At 60.0% G+C, this 15,580-nt stretch carries 11 protein-coding genes; 7 read left to right on the top strand and 4 right to left on the bottom strand.

The genetic code is table 11. The annotated features are described in order from the left end of the window. Nucleotides 1-82: 82 nt before the first annotated feature. Nucleotides 83-793, bottom strand: a complete 711-nt coding sequence (locus C4J90_RS22875) for a LuxR family transcriptional regulator (protein ID WP_124421244.1) — start codon at nucleotides 791-793, stop codon at nucleotides 83-85. A 429-nt stretch (nucleotides 794-1,222) separates the two neighbouring features. On the opposite strand from C4J90_RS22875, the gene C4J90_RS22870 reads away from it, so the two are divergent. Then, entirely contained in the window at nucleotides 1,223-1,999 is a 777-nt protein-coding gene (locus C4J90_RS22870) for a ferredoxin--NADP reductase (RefSeq protein ID WP_124364493.1), read from the top strand. Between the two features lie 43 nt (nucleotides 2,000-2,042). Here C4J90_RS22870 and mscL read toward each other — a convergent pair whose 3' ends face one another. Further along, on the bottom strand, nucleotides 2,043-2,459 hold the full coding sequence (mscL, locus tag C4J90_RS22865) for a large-conductance mechanosensitive channel protein MscL (RefSeq protein WP_065910193.1): 417 nt from the start codon (nucleotides 2,457-2,459) through the stop codon (nucleotides 2,043-2,045). A 287-nt stretch (nucleotides 2,460-2,746) separates the two neighbouring features. Between mscL and katB the strand changes: the two genes are divergently transcribed. From katB to yjiA, 6 genes are all read left to right on the top strand, one after another. Beyond that, nucleotides 2,747-4,288 carry a catalase KatB gene (gene katB / locus C4J90_RS22860; protein WP_124364492.1) on the top strand — a complete coding sequence of 514 codons (1,542 nt, stop codon included), beginning with the start codon at nucleotides 2,747-2,749 and terminating at the stop codon, nucleotides 4,286-4,288. Nucleotides 4,289-4,426: 138 nt separating this feature from the next. Then, nucleotides 4,427-4,975: an ankyrin repeat domain-containing protein gene (locus C4J90_RS22855; RefSeq protein ID WP_124420884.1), complete on the top strand. Its 549-nt coding sequence runs from the start codon at nucleotides 4,427-4,429 to the stop codon at nucleotides 4,973-4,975. Nucleotides 4,976-5,010: 35 nt separating this feature from the next. Continuing rightward, complete coding sequence (radA, locus tag C4J90_RS22850; RefSeq protein WP_124364490.1) at nucleotides 5,011-6,378, top strand: DNA repair protein RadA; 1,368 nt, start codon at nucleotides 5,011-5,013, stop codon at nucleotides 6,376-6,378. A 306-nt stretch (nucleotides 6,379-6,684) separates the two neighbouring features. Continuing rightward, nucleotides 6,685-8,751 (top strand): carbon starvation CstA family protein, encoded by a 2,067-nt coding sequence (locus tag C4J90_RS22845; protein ID WP_124364489.1) that lies wholly within the window; start codon nucleotides 6,685-6,687, stop codon nucleotides 8,749-8,751. 15 nt (nucleotides 8,752-8,766) lie between these two features. Continuing rightward, a complete protein-coding gene (locus tag C4J90_RS22840) occupies nucleotides 8,767-8,964 on the top strand; it encodes a YbdD/YjiX family protein (RefSeq protein ID WP_003176208.1) in 198 nt (65 codons plus the stop codon). A 136-nt stretch (nucleotides 8,965-9,100) separates the two neighbouring features. Further along, nucleotides 9,101-10,060 carry a GTPase gene (yjiA, locus tag C4J90_RS22835; protein ID WP_124420883.1) on the top strand — a complete coding sequence of 320 codons (960 nt, stop codon included), beginning with the start codon at nucleotides 9,101-9,103 and terminating at the stop codon, nucleotides 10,058-10,060. 186 nt (nucleotides 10,061-10,246) lie between these two features. Here the strand turns inward: yjiA and glyA are convergent, their stop codons facing one another. Together glyA and C4J90_RS22825 are read right to left on the bottom strand one after the other, a co-directional pair. Then, nucleotides 10,247-11,500, bottom strand: coding sequence for a serine hydroxymethyltransferase (gene glyA / locus C4J90_RS22830; protein WP_119740983.1), 1,254 nt, complete (start codon nucleotides 11,498-11,500; stop codon nucleotides 10,247-10,249). 158 nt (nucleotides 11,501-11,658) lie between these two features. Beyond that, nucleotides 11,659-15,510, bottom strand: coding sequence for a bifunctional diguanylate cyclase/phosphodiesterase (locus C4J90_RS22825; RefSeq protein WP_124420882.1), 3,852 nt, complete (start codon nucleotides 15,508-15,510; stop codon nucleotides 11,659-11,661). Nucleotides 15,511-15,580 lie beyond the last annotated feature (70 nt).

Here is a 15,580-nt window from a genome sequence, read left to right as displayed (position 1 = left end):
AAAGGGCAGCATCAACACTCAGAATTGGCCGTAAATGTTACTTTTTTTTGACTGCGATGACATGCGGTGTTTCTTGTCAGGGCTAAAACAGTCCTGCTTTAGAGGCGCTGAGCACGGCCTGGATCTTATTGTGAACCCCCAACTTCTTGAAGGAACTGCTGATATGAAAGCCTATCGTGCGCTCGGACAGGCAGAGAATCGCGGCAATCTCGGAAGCGGTCTTGCCCATGGCGGACCACTTGAGCACTTCCGTTTCGCGTGCCGTTAACTTGCTGGGCGCGTTGACATGGGTTTTGTCGGCGTATTTTTTTGCCACGACCGCATGCATCGCATGGCAGAGCCACAACACTTGCCCGGCTTTTTCGTAAAGCTCTTCAGGGCTGACCTCGTCTTTGTCACGCGCCAGGGTCAGCATGCTGAACACACCCCGGAAGTCATGGACCGCTTGGGTCCAGCCTAAGTGAACGCCAAACGATCGGGCCAATTCCCACAAATGAGGGGCGTTCCTAAAGGTCTTCTTGTCCCAGACAACGGGCAGCACACTATTTTTACAATGGGCTACAACGGGATCTATATCGAAGAAGTGCGCTTGTTGGTAAAGACTCCTCCATTCAATTGGATGATTACTAAGGTGAACGGGCGTTGTTTGATTGCTTTGGGCTTGGGGACTCATCGTAAATGAGCAATATCGGAATCCCAGTTCGTAGGTGTGGTTGACGACCATTTCAAACACGCTGGTGATTTCATTCTCGTCTTCCAGCTTGGGCAGCCGTGTATTTCGCCATCTGACCATCGGTAACTCTCCATAGGTTTCCATGTGCCTTGGGTACGCCCGGATCCCAATGCTGCTCGAAACCAAGTGTAGGAGAACTCCTACAATTGAGCCTTAAAATGTTTTCATTTGTTGGCTTGTTTTAGGCCTTCAACGCTGAACAAGGAGTCAGCTTTTGTAGGCGTTAGTGGGGGAGGGCTTGTTTTTTCAAGAGCTTGTAAATGCTGTCAAAATGACATCTCTTGCAGGCTCGACTTCAACTTGTGGTGTACTGCAAGTGCGTTAATAGCGAAATATTTAGTTCGATGCAGCGCGGCGCTGATTTGCCACTTTTGTCATAACGCTGAAACAGCGTCGCCGTTGGGATGGCGGTAATGCCAGTACAAATCAACGGTGTTTGCGCGGCCTGCTTTGGGGGACACTAAGGCTCTGTGCAAAACGGAGCCTCCCATGACGGCCAGTGCTGAAAAATTTACCCGCCAGACCTTGCTCGACGTGCAATCGCTGACCCCCAGTCTCTTCACCCTGCGTACCACGCGCGACGCCGGTTTTCGGTTTACCGCCGGCCAGTTCGTGCGCCTGGGCGTCACCAGGGCGGATGGCAGTACCGTATGGCGCGCTTACTCCATCGTGTCTTCGCCGTTTGACGAACACCTCGATTTCTTTTCCATTGTTGTTCCGGGGGGCGAGTTCACCAGTGAGTTAAGCCGTCTTAAGGTGGGCGATACCTTGCTGGTGGAGCGCCAGGCCACCGGTTTCCTGACCTTGAACCGCTTTGTAGACGGGCGTGATCTGTGGCTGTTGGGCACCGGTACCGGTGTGGCGCCGTTCCTGTCGATCCTGCAGGATTTCGAGGTATGGGAGAAATTCGAGCGTATCGTCCTGGTGTACAGCGCCCGAGAGGCCAAGGAGCTGGCGTACCAATCGCTGATCACTGAACTGGGCGAGCGTGAATACCTGGCCGACTATGCCCACAAGCTCACCTACATCCCTATCGTCACCCGTGAACGGCATCCGGGCGCGTTGAATGGGCGCATCACCACGTTGATCGAGAACGGCGAACTGGAGAGCGCAGCCGGCGTCGCGCTGACCCCGGAGCATTCCCGCGTGCTGATTTGCGGCAATCCGCAGATGGTCGACGACACTCGCCAGTTGCTCAAACAGCGCGACATGCAACTGAGCCTGAGCCGACGCCCGGGCCAGGTGGCGGTGGAAAACTACTGGTAAAAAAAAGGCGCCTCACGAGGCGCCTTTTACGTTGAGCCGCAGCTCAGAGCGGTTTGTCATTCTGTGCCTTGAGCAGATCGCGGATCTCGCCCAGCAGCACCTCTTCCTTTGTCGGCGTCGGCGGCAAGCTCGGGGCTACGGCCTCTTCGCGCTTGAGGCGGTTGATGGCCTTTACACCCATGAAGATGGCGAAAGCGACGATCAAAAAGTCGACCACGCTCTGGATGAACTTGCCGTACGCCAGCACCACGGCGGGTACATCGCCTTGCGCGGCTTTAAGCGTGATTGCCAGGTCGCCGAAGTCCACGCCACCGATCAACAGGCCGAGCGGCGGCATCACCACGTCCCCTACAAATGAGGAAACAATTTTGCCGAACGCGGCGCCGATGATGATACCGACGGCCATGTCGACCACATTACCTTTGACCGCAAAGGCCTTGAACTCACTGATCACGCCCATAAGTTATTCCTTGTTACAGATGAGAAGGGTGGAGGTCAGTGTAAGTCAGTCGTAGCGGGCTAGCGCGACACAACCGTTAACACTGTTGGTTTTTATCGACACATTAAATCGCAATTAGTTTGCAAAGTGCCACCAATCGCGCGCGAAATACGCCGTATTTCAGCGGGTTACCATATTTTTTTCTCAATCGGCCCTGTGGTGTTTTTCTATTTATCTTCTGACCCGCAGGTCACTAGCCTCTGGCAAGCACAACTGAATGTGCACTAAAAAAACCAGAGGAAACCTTGATGAACATTTCAATCAACCGCAGGCCCGTGTCCGCGCGCCATGCGCTGGCGTTGGTGACCGCCAGCCTGCTGACCCTCTCCGTACAAGCCGCCAACCTGACCCGCGATAACGGCGCCAACGTTGGGGATAACCAGAATTCGCAGACCGCCGGCGCCAATGGCCCTGTGCTGCTGCAGGATGTCCAACTGATTCAGAAGCTGCAGCGCTTCGACCGCGAACGCATCCCCGAGCGCGTGGTTCACGCTCGTGGTACGGGCGCCCATGGCACGTTCACCGTCACCGACAACCTCAGCGACCTGACCAAGGCCAAGGTGTTCGCCGCCGGTGAAGCCACGCCGGTATTCGTGCGCTTCTCGGCCGTGGTCCACGGTAACCATTCCCCCGAGACCCTGCGCGACCCACGGGGCTTCGCGACCAAGTTCTACACCGCCGAAGGCAACTGGGACTTGGTCGGCAATAACTTCCCGACCTTCTTCATTCGCGATGCCATCAAGTTCCCGGACATGGTCCACGCGTTCAAACCGGACCCGCGTACTAACCTGGACGACGACTCGCGTCGTTTCGACTTCTTCTCCCATGTTCCAGAATCCACTCGTACACTGACCGAGCTGTACTCGGACTCCGGCACGCCGGCCAGTTATCGGGAAATGGACGGCAATGGCGTACATGCCTACAAGTTGATCAACGCCAAGGGCGAAGTGCACTACGTCAAGTTCCACTGGAAGAGCCTGCAAGGCATCAAGAATCTTGATCCCAAGCAAGTCACCGAAGTGCAAGGGCGTGACTACAGCCACATGACCAACGACTTGGTCACCCACATCAACAAGGGCGACTTCCCCAAGTGGGACTTGTATGTGCAGGTGTTGAAACCTGAAGACTTGGCCAAGTTCGATTTCGACCCGCTGGATGCCACCAAGATCTGGCCGAATGTGCCGGAGCGCAAAGTCGGGCAAATGGTGCTCAACCGCAACCCGGCCAATGTGTTCCAGGAGACCGAACAAGTGGCGATGGCCCCGGCCAACCTGGTGCCGGGTATCGAACCGTCGGAAGACCGCCTGTTGCAAGGGCGGGTGTTCTCCTACGCCGATACGCAAATGTACCGCCTGGGCGCCAACGCGCTGCAACTGCCGATCAACGCGCCACGGGTGACCGTCAACAACGGTAACCAGGACGGTGCGCTGAATTTCGGCAAGACCACCACCGGCGTGAACTACCAGCCAAGCCGCCTGCTGCCACGGGATGAGCCGCAAACTGCGCGCTACAGCCAATCGCCGCTGTCGGGCAGCACCCAGCAGGCGAAGATCCAGCGTGAGCAGAACTTCAAGCAGGCCGGTGACTTGTATCGCTCCTACAGCAAGAAAGAGCGTCAGGACCTGATCGACAACTTCGGCGGCTCGCTGGCGACCACGGACGATGAGAGCAAGCACATCATCCTCTCGTTCCTCTACAAGGCCGATCCGGAATACGGCACCGGCGTGGCCAAGGTGGCCAAGGGCGACCTGGCTCGTGTGAAAGCACTGGCTGAAAAACTGAGCGACTAACCGCGCCCTCCTGTAGGAGCGAGCTTGCTCGCGAAGAACTCAAAGGCAACGCATTTATCCAGGATGCACGCGTTATCGTTGACGTTTTTCGCGAGCAAGCTCGCTCCTACAAGGGGATATTTCTCAAGGATTTTGATCATGCGTACGTTCATATGGGCACTTCTGGCCGGCTGTTCGTTCAGTGTGCTGGCCGAACAACCCCCCTCCAATGACCCTGGTGCGCTCAAGGCGCAGCTTCAGGACTACTATTTCGACGCCGCCCGTCGTGGCGATCTCGACATGCTCAACACTTTCATTGAATCGGGCTACGCCCTGAATACTCAGGACGACAAGGGCTACACTGCCCTGATCCTGGCCGCCTATCACGGCGAAGGTGCCTACGTGGAGCGTTTGCTCGCCGCCGGTGCCGACGCGTGCGTGCAGGACAAACGCGGCAACACTGCGCTCATGGGAGCCATCTTCAAAGGCGAGCTGAGCATCGCCCAGCGCTTGCTGGCAACCGACTGTAACCCTGACCAACGCAATGGCGCGGGGCAGACCGCCGCCATGTACGCCGGGCTGTTCAAGCGGGTCGAACTGCTGGGCGAATTGAAGGCCAAAGGCGCCGATCTCAACGCCGAAGACCCCATCGGTAACACGGCTTCACGCTTGGCCAACGGCGAAATCCGGACCCCGGCGCCGCGCTGAGCTATCATCGCGGTTTTTCGGTTGGAGGTTCTCGAATGGCCAAGGCCAAGCGCATGTACGGCTGCACGGAGTGCGGCGCGACCTTTCCCAAGTGGGCGGGCCAGTGCGGCGAGTGCGGTGCGTGGAACACCCTGACTGAAACCATGATTGAAAGCGGCGGCGCTGCGGCCCCTGCCGGGCGCACCGGCTGGACCGGGCAACAAGCGCAGATCAAGACCTTGGCCGAAGTCAGCGTCGAAGAGGTGCCGCGCTTCTCCACGGCCTCCGGTGAGCTGGACCGGGTATTGGGCGGTGGCCTGGTGGACGGCTCCGTCGTGTTGATCGGCGGCGACCCAGGCATCGGTAAGTCCACGATCCTGCTGCAAACGCTGTGCAGCATCGCCAGCCGCATGCCGGCGCTGTACGTCACCGGCGAGGAATCCCAGCAACAAGTGGCGATGCGCGCTCGTCGTCTGGGCTTGCCCCAGGACCAACTGCGGGTCATGACCGAAACCTGCATCGAAACCATCATCGCCACGGCGCGGATCGAGAAGCCAAAGGTCATGGTGATCGACTCGATCCAGACGATTTTCACCGAGCAACTGCAATCTGCCCCTGGCGGCGTCTCCCAGGTGCGTGAAAGTGCGGCGCTGTTGGTGCGCTACGCCAAGCAGAGCGGTACGGCGATCTTCCTGGTGGGCCACGTGACCAAGGAAGGCGCGCTGGCCGGGCCGCGCGTGCTGGAACACATGGTGGATACCGTGCTGTATTTCGAAGGTGAATCCGATGGCCGCCTTAGGTTGCTGCGGGCGGTGAAAAACCGCTTCGGCGCGGTGAACGAGTTGGGTGTGTTCGCCATGACTGACCGGGGGCTGAAAGAAGTCTCCAATCCATCGGCGATTTTTCTTACCCGCGCCCAGGAAGAAGTCCCCGGCAGCGTGGTGATGGCGACGTGGGAAGGCACCCGGCCGATGCTGGTGGAGGTCCAGGCGCTGGTGGATGACAGCCATCTGGCCAACCCTCGCCGGGTCACACTTGGACTGGATCAAAACCGCCTGGCGATGCTGCTGGCAGTGTTGCACCGCCATGGGGGTATTCCGACCCACGACCAGGACGTGTTCCTTAACGTGGTCGGCGGGGTCAAGGTGTTGGAGACCGCGTCTGATCTGGCGCTGATGGCGGCGGTGATGTCCAGCCTGCGTAACCGGCCCTTGCCCCATGATTTGCTGGTGTTTGGTGAAGTGGGCCTGTCGGGCGAAGTGCGCCCGGTGCCCAGTGGCCAGGAGCGCTTGAAGGAAGCGGCCAAGCACGGCTTCAAACGCGCGATCGTGCCCAAGGGCAACGCGCCAAAGGAAATGCCGTCGGGGTTGCAGGTGATTGGGGTCACGCGCCTGGAGCAAGCCTTGGATGCACTGTTCGAATAATCAACAACACCGCAAAACCAATGTGGGAGGGGGCTCGCCCCCGATAGCAGTGTGTCAGGCACATATAGGTCACTGATACACCGCCATCGGGAGCAAGCCCCCTCCCACATTTTGATCTGTGTTGGCTTCTAGCTTTCCAGCAATGCCGAATAGGCAAATTGTAGCCCTACGCCATCATTCGGCAGTTATTTCTGCTTTTTTTGCGCCGGCAAGGCTCTAGACCAACGTAGGGGGGTGGCCTTTAAGGCCAACAGCGCTAAACTCGGGCTGGCTGTCCTTTCTGTCCACCCTGGCTGGAATATAAAAATGAAAAATAATAATAGCCTGCTACGCCATCTACCCTGGCTGGTGCTGGCAATCGTAGGAGCGTGCGCCCTTGGCGTAGTGGCCTTGCGCCGCGGCGAGGCGATCAACGCCTTGTGGATTGTGGTCGCTGCAGTGGCCATCTACCTGGTTGCGTACCGTTACTACAGTCTGTTCATCGCCAATAACGTGATGCAACTGGACCCACGGCGGGCCACCCCCGCAGTGATCAACAACGATGGTCTGGACTATGTGCCGACCAACAAACACATCCTTTTCGGTCACCACTTTGCGGCGATTGCCGGCGCAGGCCCTCTGGTCGGCCCGGTATTGGCGGCGCAGATGGGTTACCTGCCCGGCACCCTGTGGCTGATCGCCGGCGTGGTGCTGGCCGGTGCGGTGCAGGATTTCATGATCCTGTTCCTGTCCACCCGGCGTAACGGCCGTTCCCTGGGCGACATGGTCCGCGAAGAAATGGGCCGCGTGCCGGGGACCATCGCGCTGTTTGGCTGCTTCCTGATCATGATCATCATCCTCGCGGTGCTGGCGCTGATCGTGGTCAAGGCCCTGGCCGAGAGCCCGTGGGGCATCTTCACGGTGATGGCGACCATCCCGATCGCGATGTTCATGGGCATCTACATGCGCTACATCCGCCCGGGGCGCATCGGTGAAATCTCGATCATCGGCGTGCTGTTGCTGCTCGGTTCGATCTGGCTGGGCGGGCAGATTGCCGCTGACCCGGTCTGGGCCAAGGCCTTCACCTTCACCGGGATCCAGATCACCTGGATGCTGATCGGCTATGGTTTCGTCGCGGCAGTGTTGCCGGTGTGGCTGATCCTGGCACCGCGTGACTACCTGTCGACCTTCCTGAAGATCGGCACCATCATCGCCCTGGCGATTGGCATCCTGGTCACCATGCCTGACCTGAAAATGCCGGCGCTCACCCAGTTCATCGACGGCACGGGCCCTGTGTGGAAGGGCGGCCTGTTCCCGTTCCTGTTCATCACGATCGCCTGTGGCGCGGTCTCCGGCTTCCATGCGCTGATTTCCTCGGGCACCACGCCCAAGCTACTGGCCAATGAAGGCCACGCCCGTTACATCGGTTACGGCGGCATGCTGATGGAGTCATTCGTGGCCATCATGGCGATGGTTGCCGCGTCGGTGATCGAGCCTGGCGTGTACTTCGCCATGAACAGCCCGGCGGCGATCGTCGGCAGCGACGTTGTTACCGTGGCGCAGACCGTCAGCAGCTGGGGCTTTGCAATCACCCCCGAGGCGCTGTCGGCCGTGGCCCACGACATCGGTGAAACCACCATTCTGGCGCGTGCCGGCGGTGCGCCGACCCTGGCGGTCGGTATCGCGCAGATCCTGCACAGCGTACTGCCGGGTGAAAACACCATGGCGTTCTGGTACCACTTTGCGATCCTGTTCGAAGCGCTGTTCATCCTGACGGCGGTTGACGCCGGTACCCGTGCCGGTCGCTTCATGCTGCAGGACCTGCTCGGCTCCTTCGTGCCATCGCTCAAACGCACCGAATCCTGGACCGCCAACCTGATCGCCACCGCCGGTTGTGTGGCAATGTGGGGTTACCTGCTGTACCAGGGCGTGATCGATCCACTGGGTGGCATCAACACCTTGTGGCCGTTGTTCGGTATCTCCAACCAGATGCTGGCGGGTATCGCGCTGATGCTGGCCACGGTTGTGCTGATCAAAATGAAGCGCCAGCGCTACATTTGGGTGACCTTGCTGCCGGCGGTCTGGCTGCTGATCTGCACCACCACGGCGGGCTTCATCAAGTTGTTCGACGCCAACCCGGCGATCGGCTTCCTGTCGCTGGCGAAGAAATACAGTGATGCCCTGGCCAATGGCCAGATCCTGGCCCCGGCCAAGAGCATCGATCAGATGCAGCATGTGATCTATAACGCCTATACCAACGCCACGCTGACGGCGCTGTTCCTGTTCGTGGTGTTCAGCATCCTGTTCTATGCGCTCAAGGTCGGCATTGCCGCCTGGGGCAACAAAGAGCGTACGGATAAAGAAGCCCCGTTCCAGGCTGTACCGGACGCATAATCGAGGATTGCACCCATGTTCAATGACATCAGTCGCCTCGGTAAATACCTCGGTCAGGCTGCGCGCCTGATGGTCGGCATGCCCGACTACGACACTTACGTCGAGCATATGCAAACCAAACACCCGGACAAGCCGATGATGGACTACAAGGCGTTCTTCCGGGAACGCCAGGAAGCCCGTTACGGCGGCAAGGGTGGGCCCAAGTGCTGCTGAATTAGTGCAATACCCCTGTGGGAGGGGGCTTGCTCCCGATAGGGTGTATCAGTGCCACATAAGTGCCTGACACACTGCTATCGGGAGCAAGCCCCCTCCCACATTTGTTTCTGTGTTTCTTCAAGGAGAATTTCTTTTGTCCTCTCCCATTCCCGTCACCGTTCTCAGTGGCTTCCTCGGCGCCGGCAAGACTACTTTGCTGCGCCACCTGCTCAAGGCCGAACACGGCTTGAAGATCGCCGTGATCGAAAACGAATTCAGTGACGCCGGCATCGACACCCAACTGCTGGGCGCCGAGCCGGTGCAAGTCATGACCCTGTCCAACGGCTGCGTGTGCTGCACCATCCACACCGACCTGACCAAAGCCCTCTACCTGCTGCTTGAGCGCCTGGACAGCGGCGAGATCGCCTTCGACCGCCTGGTGATCGAATGCACCGGCCTGGCGGACCCCGCGCCTGTGGCGCAGACGTTTTTCATCGACGAGGAACTGCGCGACCGCTACATCCTCGACGGCATCATTACGCTGGTGGACGCCGCCCACGCCGAGCAACACCTGGCCCAAACCATCGCCCAGGCACAGATCGGCTTTGCCGACCGCCTGCTGGTGAGCAAGCGTGACCTGGTGGACGATGCCACCTTCGACGCCCTCAGCGAACGCCTGACCCGCATCAACCGCCGCGCACCGATTCGAGTGGTGGACCATGGCGCCATCGACCTGGCCGAACTGCTCGATGTGCGAGGCTTCAACCTCAACGCCGGCATGAGCCTGCGCCCGGTCAGCGCAGCGCCGTCCATCGACCGTATCTCCAGCCTGGTGCTGCGCACCGACCAGCCGCTGGATATCGACCGCCTCAGTGAGTTCATGAACGAGTTGCTGGAAGACCACGGCAAGCAATTGCTGCGTTACAAGGGCGTGCTGAACATTGCCGGGGAAGAGCGGCGCATGGTGTTTCAGGGCGTGCTGAAGCTCTATGGCTTCGACTGGGACACCGAATGGGCCGAAGGCGAGGCACGGGAGAGTGTGATTGTGTTTATTGCCGATGAGTTGCCGGAGGACAAGATTCGCGGAGGCTTCGCCAAGGTCCACCAACCCTGACCTGAAATGCGATCAAAAAATGTGGGAGGGGGCTTGCCCCCGATGGCAGTGTGTCAGGCACTTATCTATTACTGACCCACCGCTATCGGGAGCAAGCCCCCTCCCACATTTGATCGCATTTCACATTCAAACAGCCATAAAAAAAGCCCGGCTTAAGAGCCGGGCTTCTTGTTCAAACCACTGCTATCAAGCGCCGTACACCGGCAACTTCTTGCAGATAGCCTTGACCTTCTCACGTACCGCGTCGATCACGGCTTCGTTGTTCAGGTCCGCCAGGATGTCGCAGATCCAGCCGGCCAGTTCCTTGCACTCTGCTTCCTTGAAGCCGCGCGTGGTCACAGCCGGGGTGCCGAAGCGCAGGCCGGAGGTGACGAATGGCGAGCGTGGGTCGTTCGGCACGGAGTTCTTGTTAACGGTGATGAAGGCTTTGCCCAGGGCAGCGTCAGCATCTTTACCGGAAATGTCCTGCTTGATCAGCGACAGCAGGAACAGATGGTTTTCAGTCCCGCCGGACACCACGTCATAACCGCGTTCGATGAACACGCCGGCCATGGCCTTGGCGTTCTTGACCACTTGTTGCTGGTAGGTCTTGAACTCAGGCTGCAGCGCTTCCTTGAAGCAGATCGCCTTGGCGGCGATCACGTGCTCCAGCGGGCCACCCTGGGCGCCCGGGAATACCGCAGAGTTCAGCTTCTTCTCGATCTCGGCGTTGGCGCGCGCCAGGATCAGGCCGCCACGTGGACCGCGCAGGGTCTTGTGGGTCGTGGTGGTGACCACGTCAGCGTAAGGCACCGGGTTCGGGTAGACGCCAGCCGCAACCAGGCCGGCGACGTGGGCCATGTCGACGAACAGGTAGGCGCCGACCTTGTCCGCGATTTCACGGAAGCGTGGGAAATCCAGGATCTGCGAGTAGGCAGAGAAACCGGCCACGATCATTTTTGGCTTGTGCTCGACCGCCAGGCGCTCGACTTCGTCGTAGTCGATCAGGCCGTTGGCATCGATGCCGTATTGAACGGCGTTGTACAGCTTGCCCGAGGAAGAAACGCTGGCGCCGTGGGTCAGATGACCGCCGTGGGCCAGGCTCATGCCCAGGATGGTGTCGCCACCTTGCAGCAGGGCCAGGTACACCGCGCTGTTGGCTTGGGAACCGGCGTGCGGCTGGACGTTGGCGTAATCGGCGCCGAACAGCTCTTTTGCACGATCGATGGCCAACTGCTCAACCACGTCGACGTACTCGCAACCACCGTAGTAGCGCTTGCCTGGGTAGCCTTCGGCGTACTTGTTGGTCAGGACCGAACCTTGAGCCTCCATCACCGCAGGGCTGGTGTAGTTTTCCGAAGCGATCAGCTCAATGTGCTCTTCCTGGCGCACGGCTTCTTGCTCCATGGCGGCGAAGAGATCGGCGTCGTACTTGGCAATAGTCAAATCACGGCTGAACATGGCGGTCCTCAAGGATCGGGGCAGAAAAGGAGGGCATTCTAACCCAATGGGTTTTAGATGGCATATGAAAGGACATCATGTCTCGGACAAGCGGGGCTCATCTGGGGTAGGCGGTGATTGTGCCGGCCTCATCGGGGGCATCAGCCCCACACAAAATCTCAGTCGAACATGAAGAGCGCATCATTACTGAACTGCGCCTCGAACCGGCTCGCCGGCATCGGCCGCCCGAACAGGTAGCCTTGCACCTCATCGCAGCCATGCTCGCGCAGGAAGTCCAACTGCTCGTGGGTCTCCACGCCCTCGGCGATGACCGCCAGGTTCAGGCTGTGGGCCATGGCGATGATAGCGCGTGCGATCTGCGCGTCCTGCTCGCCGGAGGGCAGGCCATCGACGAACGTGCGGTCGATCTTCAACACGTCGATAGGGAATTGCTTGAGGTAGTTGAGCGACGAATAACCGGTGCCAAAATCATCGACTGCAATGCTCAGCCCCAGGTTTTTCAAGCTGGCGAGGATCTGCAGGGCTTCGTTGACTTCGCGCATCAGGATACTTTCGGTCAGCTCCAGCTCCAGGCACGCCGGCGCCAGGCCGGTGTCCTTGAGGATGGTGGCGATGCGCGTGCCCAGTTGCCCGTCGGAGAACTGCCGCGCCGAGATGTTGACCGAGACTTTCGGCACCCGCACTTTGTTCTGGTGCCAGGTTTTGAGCTGGCGACAGGCTTCGCTGATTACCCAGTCGCCCACGTCCACCACCAGCCCCAACTCCTCCAACACCGGGATGAAATCCCCCGGCGGCACCAGGCCTCGGCGCGGGTGGCGCCAGCGCAGCAGGGCTTCGGCGCCGGTCAGGCGTTTGCCGTCGCCGCTGAACTGCGGTTGGTAATAGAGCACGAATTCGTTCTGTTCCAGGGCGTGGCGCAGGTCGCTTTCCAGCTCCAGGCGCTCCAGGGCGCTGGCGTTCATGTCGGCCTGGTAGAACTGGAAGTTGTTCTTGCCGCGCTCCTTGGCGTGATACATCGCCGTATCGGCGTTTTTCATCAACTGGCTCAGCTCGTTGCCGTCCTGGGGGCTGAGGGCTATGCCGATGCTGGCGGTCACAAAGAACTCGCGGCCCTCCAGCACGAATGGCTTCACCAGGCTGGCCAGAATCTGCTCGGCCACCGTGATCGCGCGGTTCAGCGCCAGTTCACGGCTGACGCGCGGTTGCAACAGCAAGGTGAACTCGTCGCCGCCCATACGCGCCACGGTGTCGTCTTCGGCCACGCAACCAAGCAGGCGCGTGGCCATTTCCTTGAGCATACGGTCGCCGGCGGCGTGGCCCAGGGAGTCGTTGATCGGCTTGAAACGGTCGAGGTCGAGGAACATCAACACCACCCACGACTTTTGCCGCTCCGCCGACTGCAGCGCGGTGTGCAGGCGGTCCTGGAACAAGGTGCGGTTGGGCAGGTGGGTCAGGGCGTCGTAATAGGCCAGGCGGTGGATGCGCTGTTCACTGGCCTTGCGCTCGCTGATATCACTGAAGAAACACACGTAGCTGGCCAGGTCGCCTTCATCGTCGAACACCGCCGTGATGCCGACCCAGGCCGGGTAGTGCTCGCCATTGCGGCGCTTGAGCCACACTTCGCCTTCCCAGGTACTGTGCTGGTGCAGTTGCTTGAGCACGTAGCGCAGGTGGGCTTCTTGCTGTTCGTCGACGGTGAGCATGTTCGGCAACTGGTCGAGTACATCGCTCACGGCGTAACCGCTGACCCGGCTGAAGGCCTCGTTGGCCTGCACGATATAGCCGGCCGGGTCGGTGATCAGGATGGCTGAGGTTGAGTGTTCGAACACTGTGGCCGCCATGCGCAGGTCTTTTTCGGCGCGGCGTTGCTGGCTGATATCGCGGCCCACGCCGAGGATGCCTTCAAACGCGCCATGTTCGTCCCACACCAGCACCACGCGCAGCTCGATGGGCACTTTACGCCCATCGGCGCGCAGGCAGTCGAACAGGAACAGTTGGGTCTGCACCTCGTCGCGCAGGCTGTTCAGCGCTTCGGGATTGCCCACCGCGCGGCTGACCTGTTCCATCAGCCCATAAATACCGCTGAGCTGTTGCGGGTTGGCGATGATCGACTGCCAGCCATTCTTGAACACCCAGTCCACGTTATACCCCAGTACCGCATTGACCGAGGGGCTGACGTAGTTGAGGGCCAGTTGGCTGTCGGTGGAACAGATCACGTCACTGATGCTTTCGGCCAGCATGCGGTAGCGCTGTTCGCTGTCGCGCAGGGATTCGCTGGCCTCGATCTGGTCGGTGATGTCCTTGGCCACGCCGATGATCCGTGTGACCACCGCCGACGTGTCCCTGGCCAGGGCCTGTTCGCGGATGTCGAAGCGTCGCCACTGGTTATTGCGGTGACGAAAGCGCAGTTGGCAGTGCAGTTGGGTGGTGTAGGCCGCCTGGCGTTGCTGTTGACGCAAGTCGTGGTAATGCTCGGCGTCTTCGGGATGCAAGAGGATTTCCCAGAAGTACTCGCCCATCTCGTGCAGTTCGGCCTTGTCGTAGCCGAGGGTATGGCCCAAGTGATGGTTGCTGAAAATCATGCGCTGGCTGATAACGTCCTGCACATACAGGTGGTCGGGCACGGTGCGTACCACATCCGACCAGAAACTCTCGCGCTCGACCAGCGACAGCTCGATCAGCTTGCGACTGGTGATATCGCTGATGCTGAGGATCACCGCCTTGACGTCATCCTGCTGTTCCGGCAAACGCATCACGAGCCACAGGTACTGGTCATTGCCCGCCACATCGTTGAGCTGGATTTCCAGCTCCAGCTGTTTTTGCCGGGTCAGTACGGCTTCGAGCACCTGGTGGCCGATAGACGTGGCATTGCTCGGGCAATCGTCAATCAGGCGCTCCCAGGCCTGCTCGCAGGAAGCCACGTTCAACAGGCGCACCGCCATCTGGTTGACCTCGGTGACGCGCAGCTCTTTGAGCAGTTTGCGCCGCTCAGCGGGGTTGGCCCGCAGCCAGGCGTGCAATTGCTCGCGGCCCTGCACCTGGGTCTTGTCGCAGAACGCCTTCAACCCCGAAAGGTCGAGTACGCACAGGGCCACGCCGGTGCCTTCGAAAATATCCTGATAACGCCGCCGGCCTTCGTGCACCTGGCGCTGACGGCGGCGCATGTTCAGCAGCACGATTACTGGGACCAGCGAAAACGCCAGCCCCAGCAGGCATTTGCCGATAAACGCTGGCAGCAGTTGTTCGAGCACCGCGCTGCGGTCGAACAGCCCGCGCAGTTGCCAGTCGCTCTTGCTCAACGGCGTGACCAGCACGCTTTTATTCAATTCGTCCGGGGTCAACGCACCGGCCCACGGTGCCGGCATGCCGTTGTCACGGCTGACCACGCGCTGGTTCAGGCGGTTCTCGATCGCCCACATCGGGCGCTGGCCCTTGGCATCCTGGCGAGTCAGGTTGGCCAGGTAGGTGGGCGCCAGGCGCAGCGCCCAGTACATCTTCGAGCCGCCGCTGGGCTGGTGCAGCAACAGATAAATCACGTTGCCGTCGTTGTCGTTGCTCAGGTAATAGGATTGGGCGTGGCTGCGCTTGACCAGTTCCTGGAGCAGGGCGCTGTCCTGGCTGTCGTTGGCGGTGTCGCTGATCAGGGCACCGCTGGGGGCGAGCAGGGCGACGCTGCGCAGTTCGGGCAATGAGCGCTGCAACGTGAGGATCAGGGCCTGGTGTTGTTCGGCGTTGCGCGGCGGCTCGACGATCGGCAGCAGATTCAGGGCAATCTGTGCGCTCAAGGCCATGTTCTGGCTGATCTGCTCGGCCAGGTCGGCGCTGTAGTCGATGGTGTATTGCTGCTGGTTTTTCTGGTTTTGCTGCAATTGATCGAGCAGTTGCCAGAACAATAACGCGAGCAACATCAGCACAAGCGTCGCCAATGCGCCCTTGAGGGTGCCGTGCAGGGGCGCTCCCGGCGCTATATGAGCGGCGCGCAAGGGAGTAGGCGACGTGACTTTGGACAAGCTGTAATCCTGCGGTTTGGCTGGACTGGCGCGCGACGTGCACTATAAGCCGGACGCCCGGAGGGCGGCT

Origin of the sequence: Pseudomonas sp. R2-60-08W (genome assembly GCF_003852335.1) — a bacterium.
Lineage (GTDB): Bacteria > Pseudomonadota > Gammaproteobacteria > Pseudomonadales > Pseudomonadaceae > Aquipseudomonas.
This window is presented reverse-complemented; position numbering and strand designations above follow the sequence as displayed.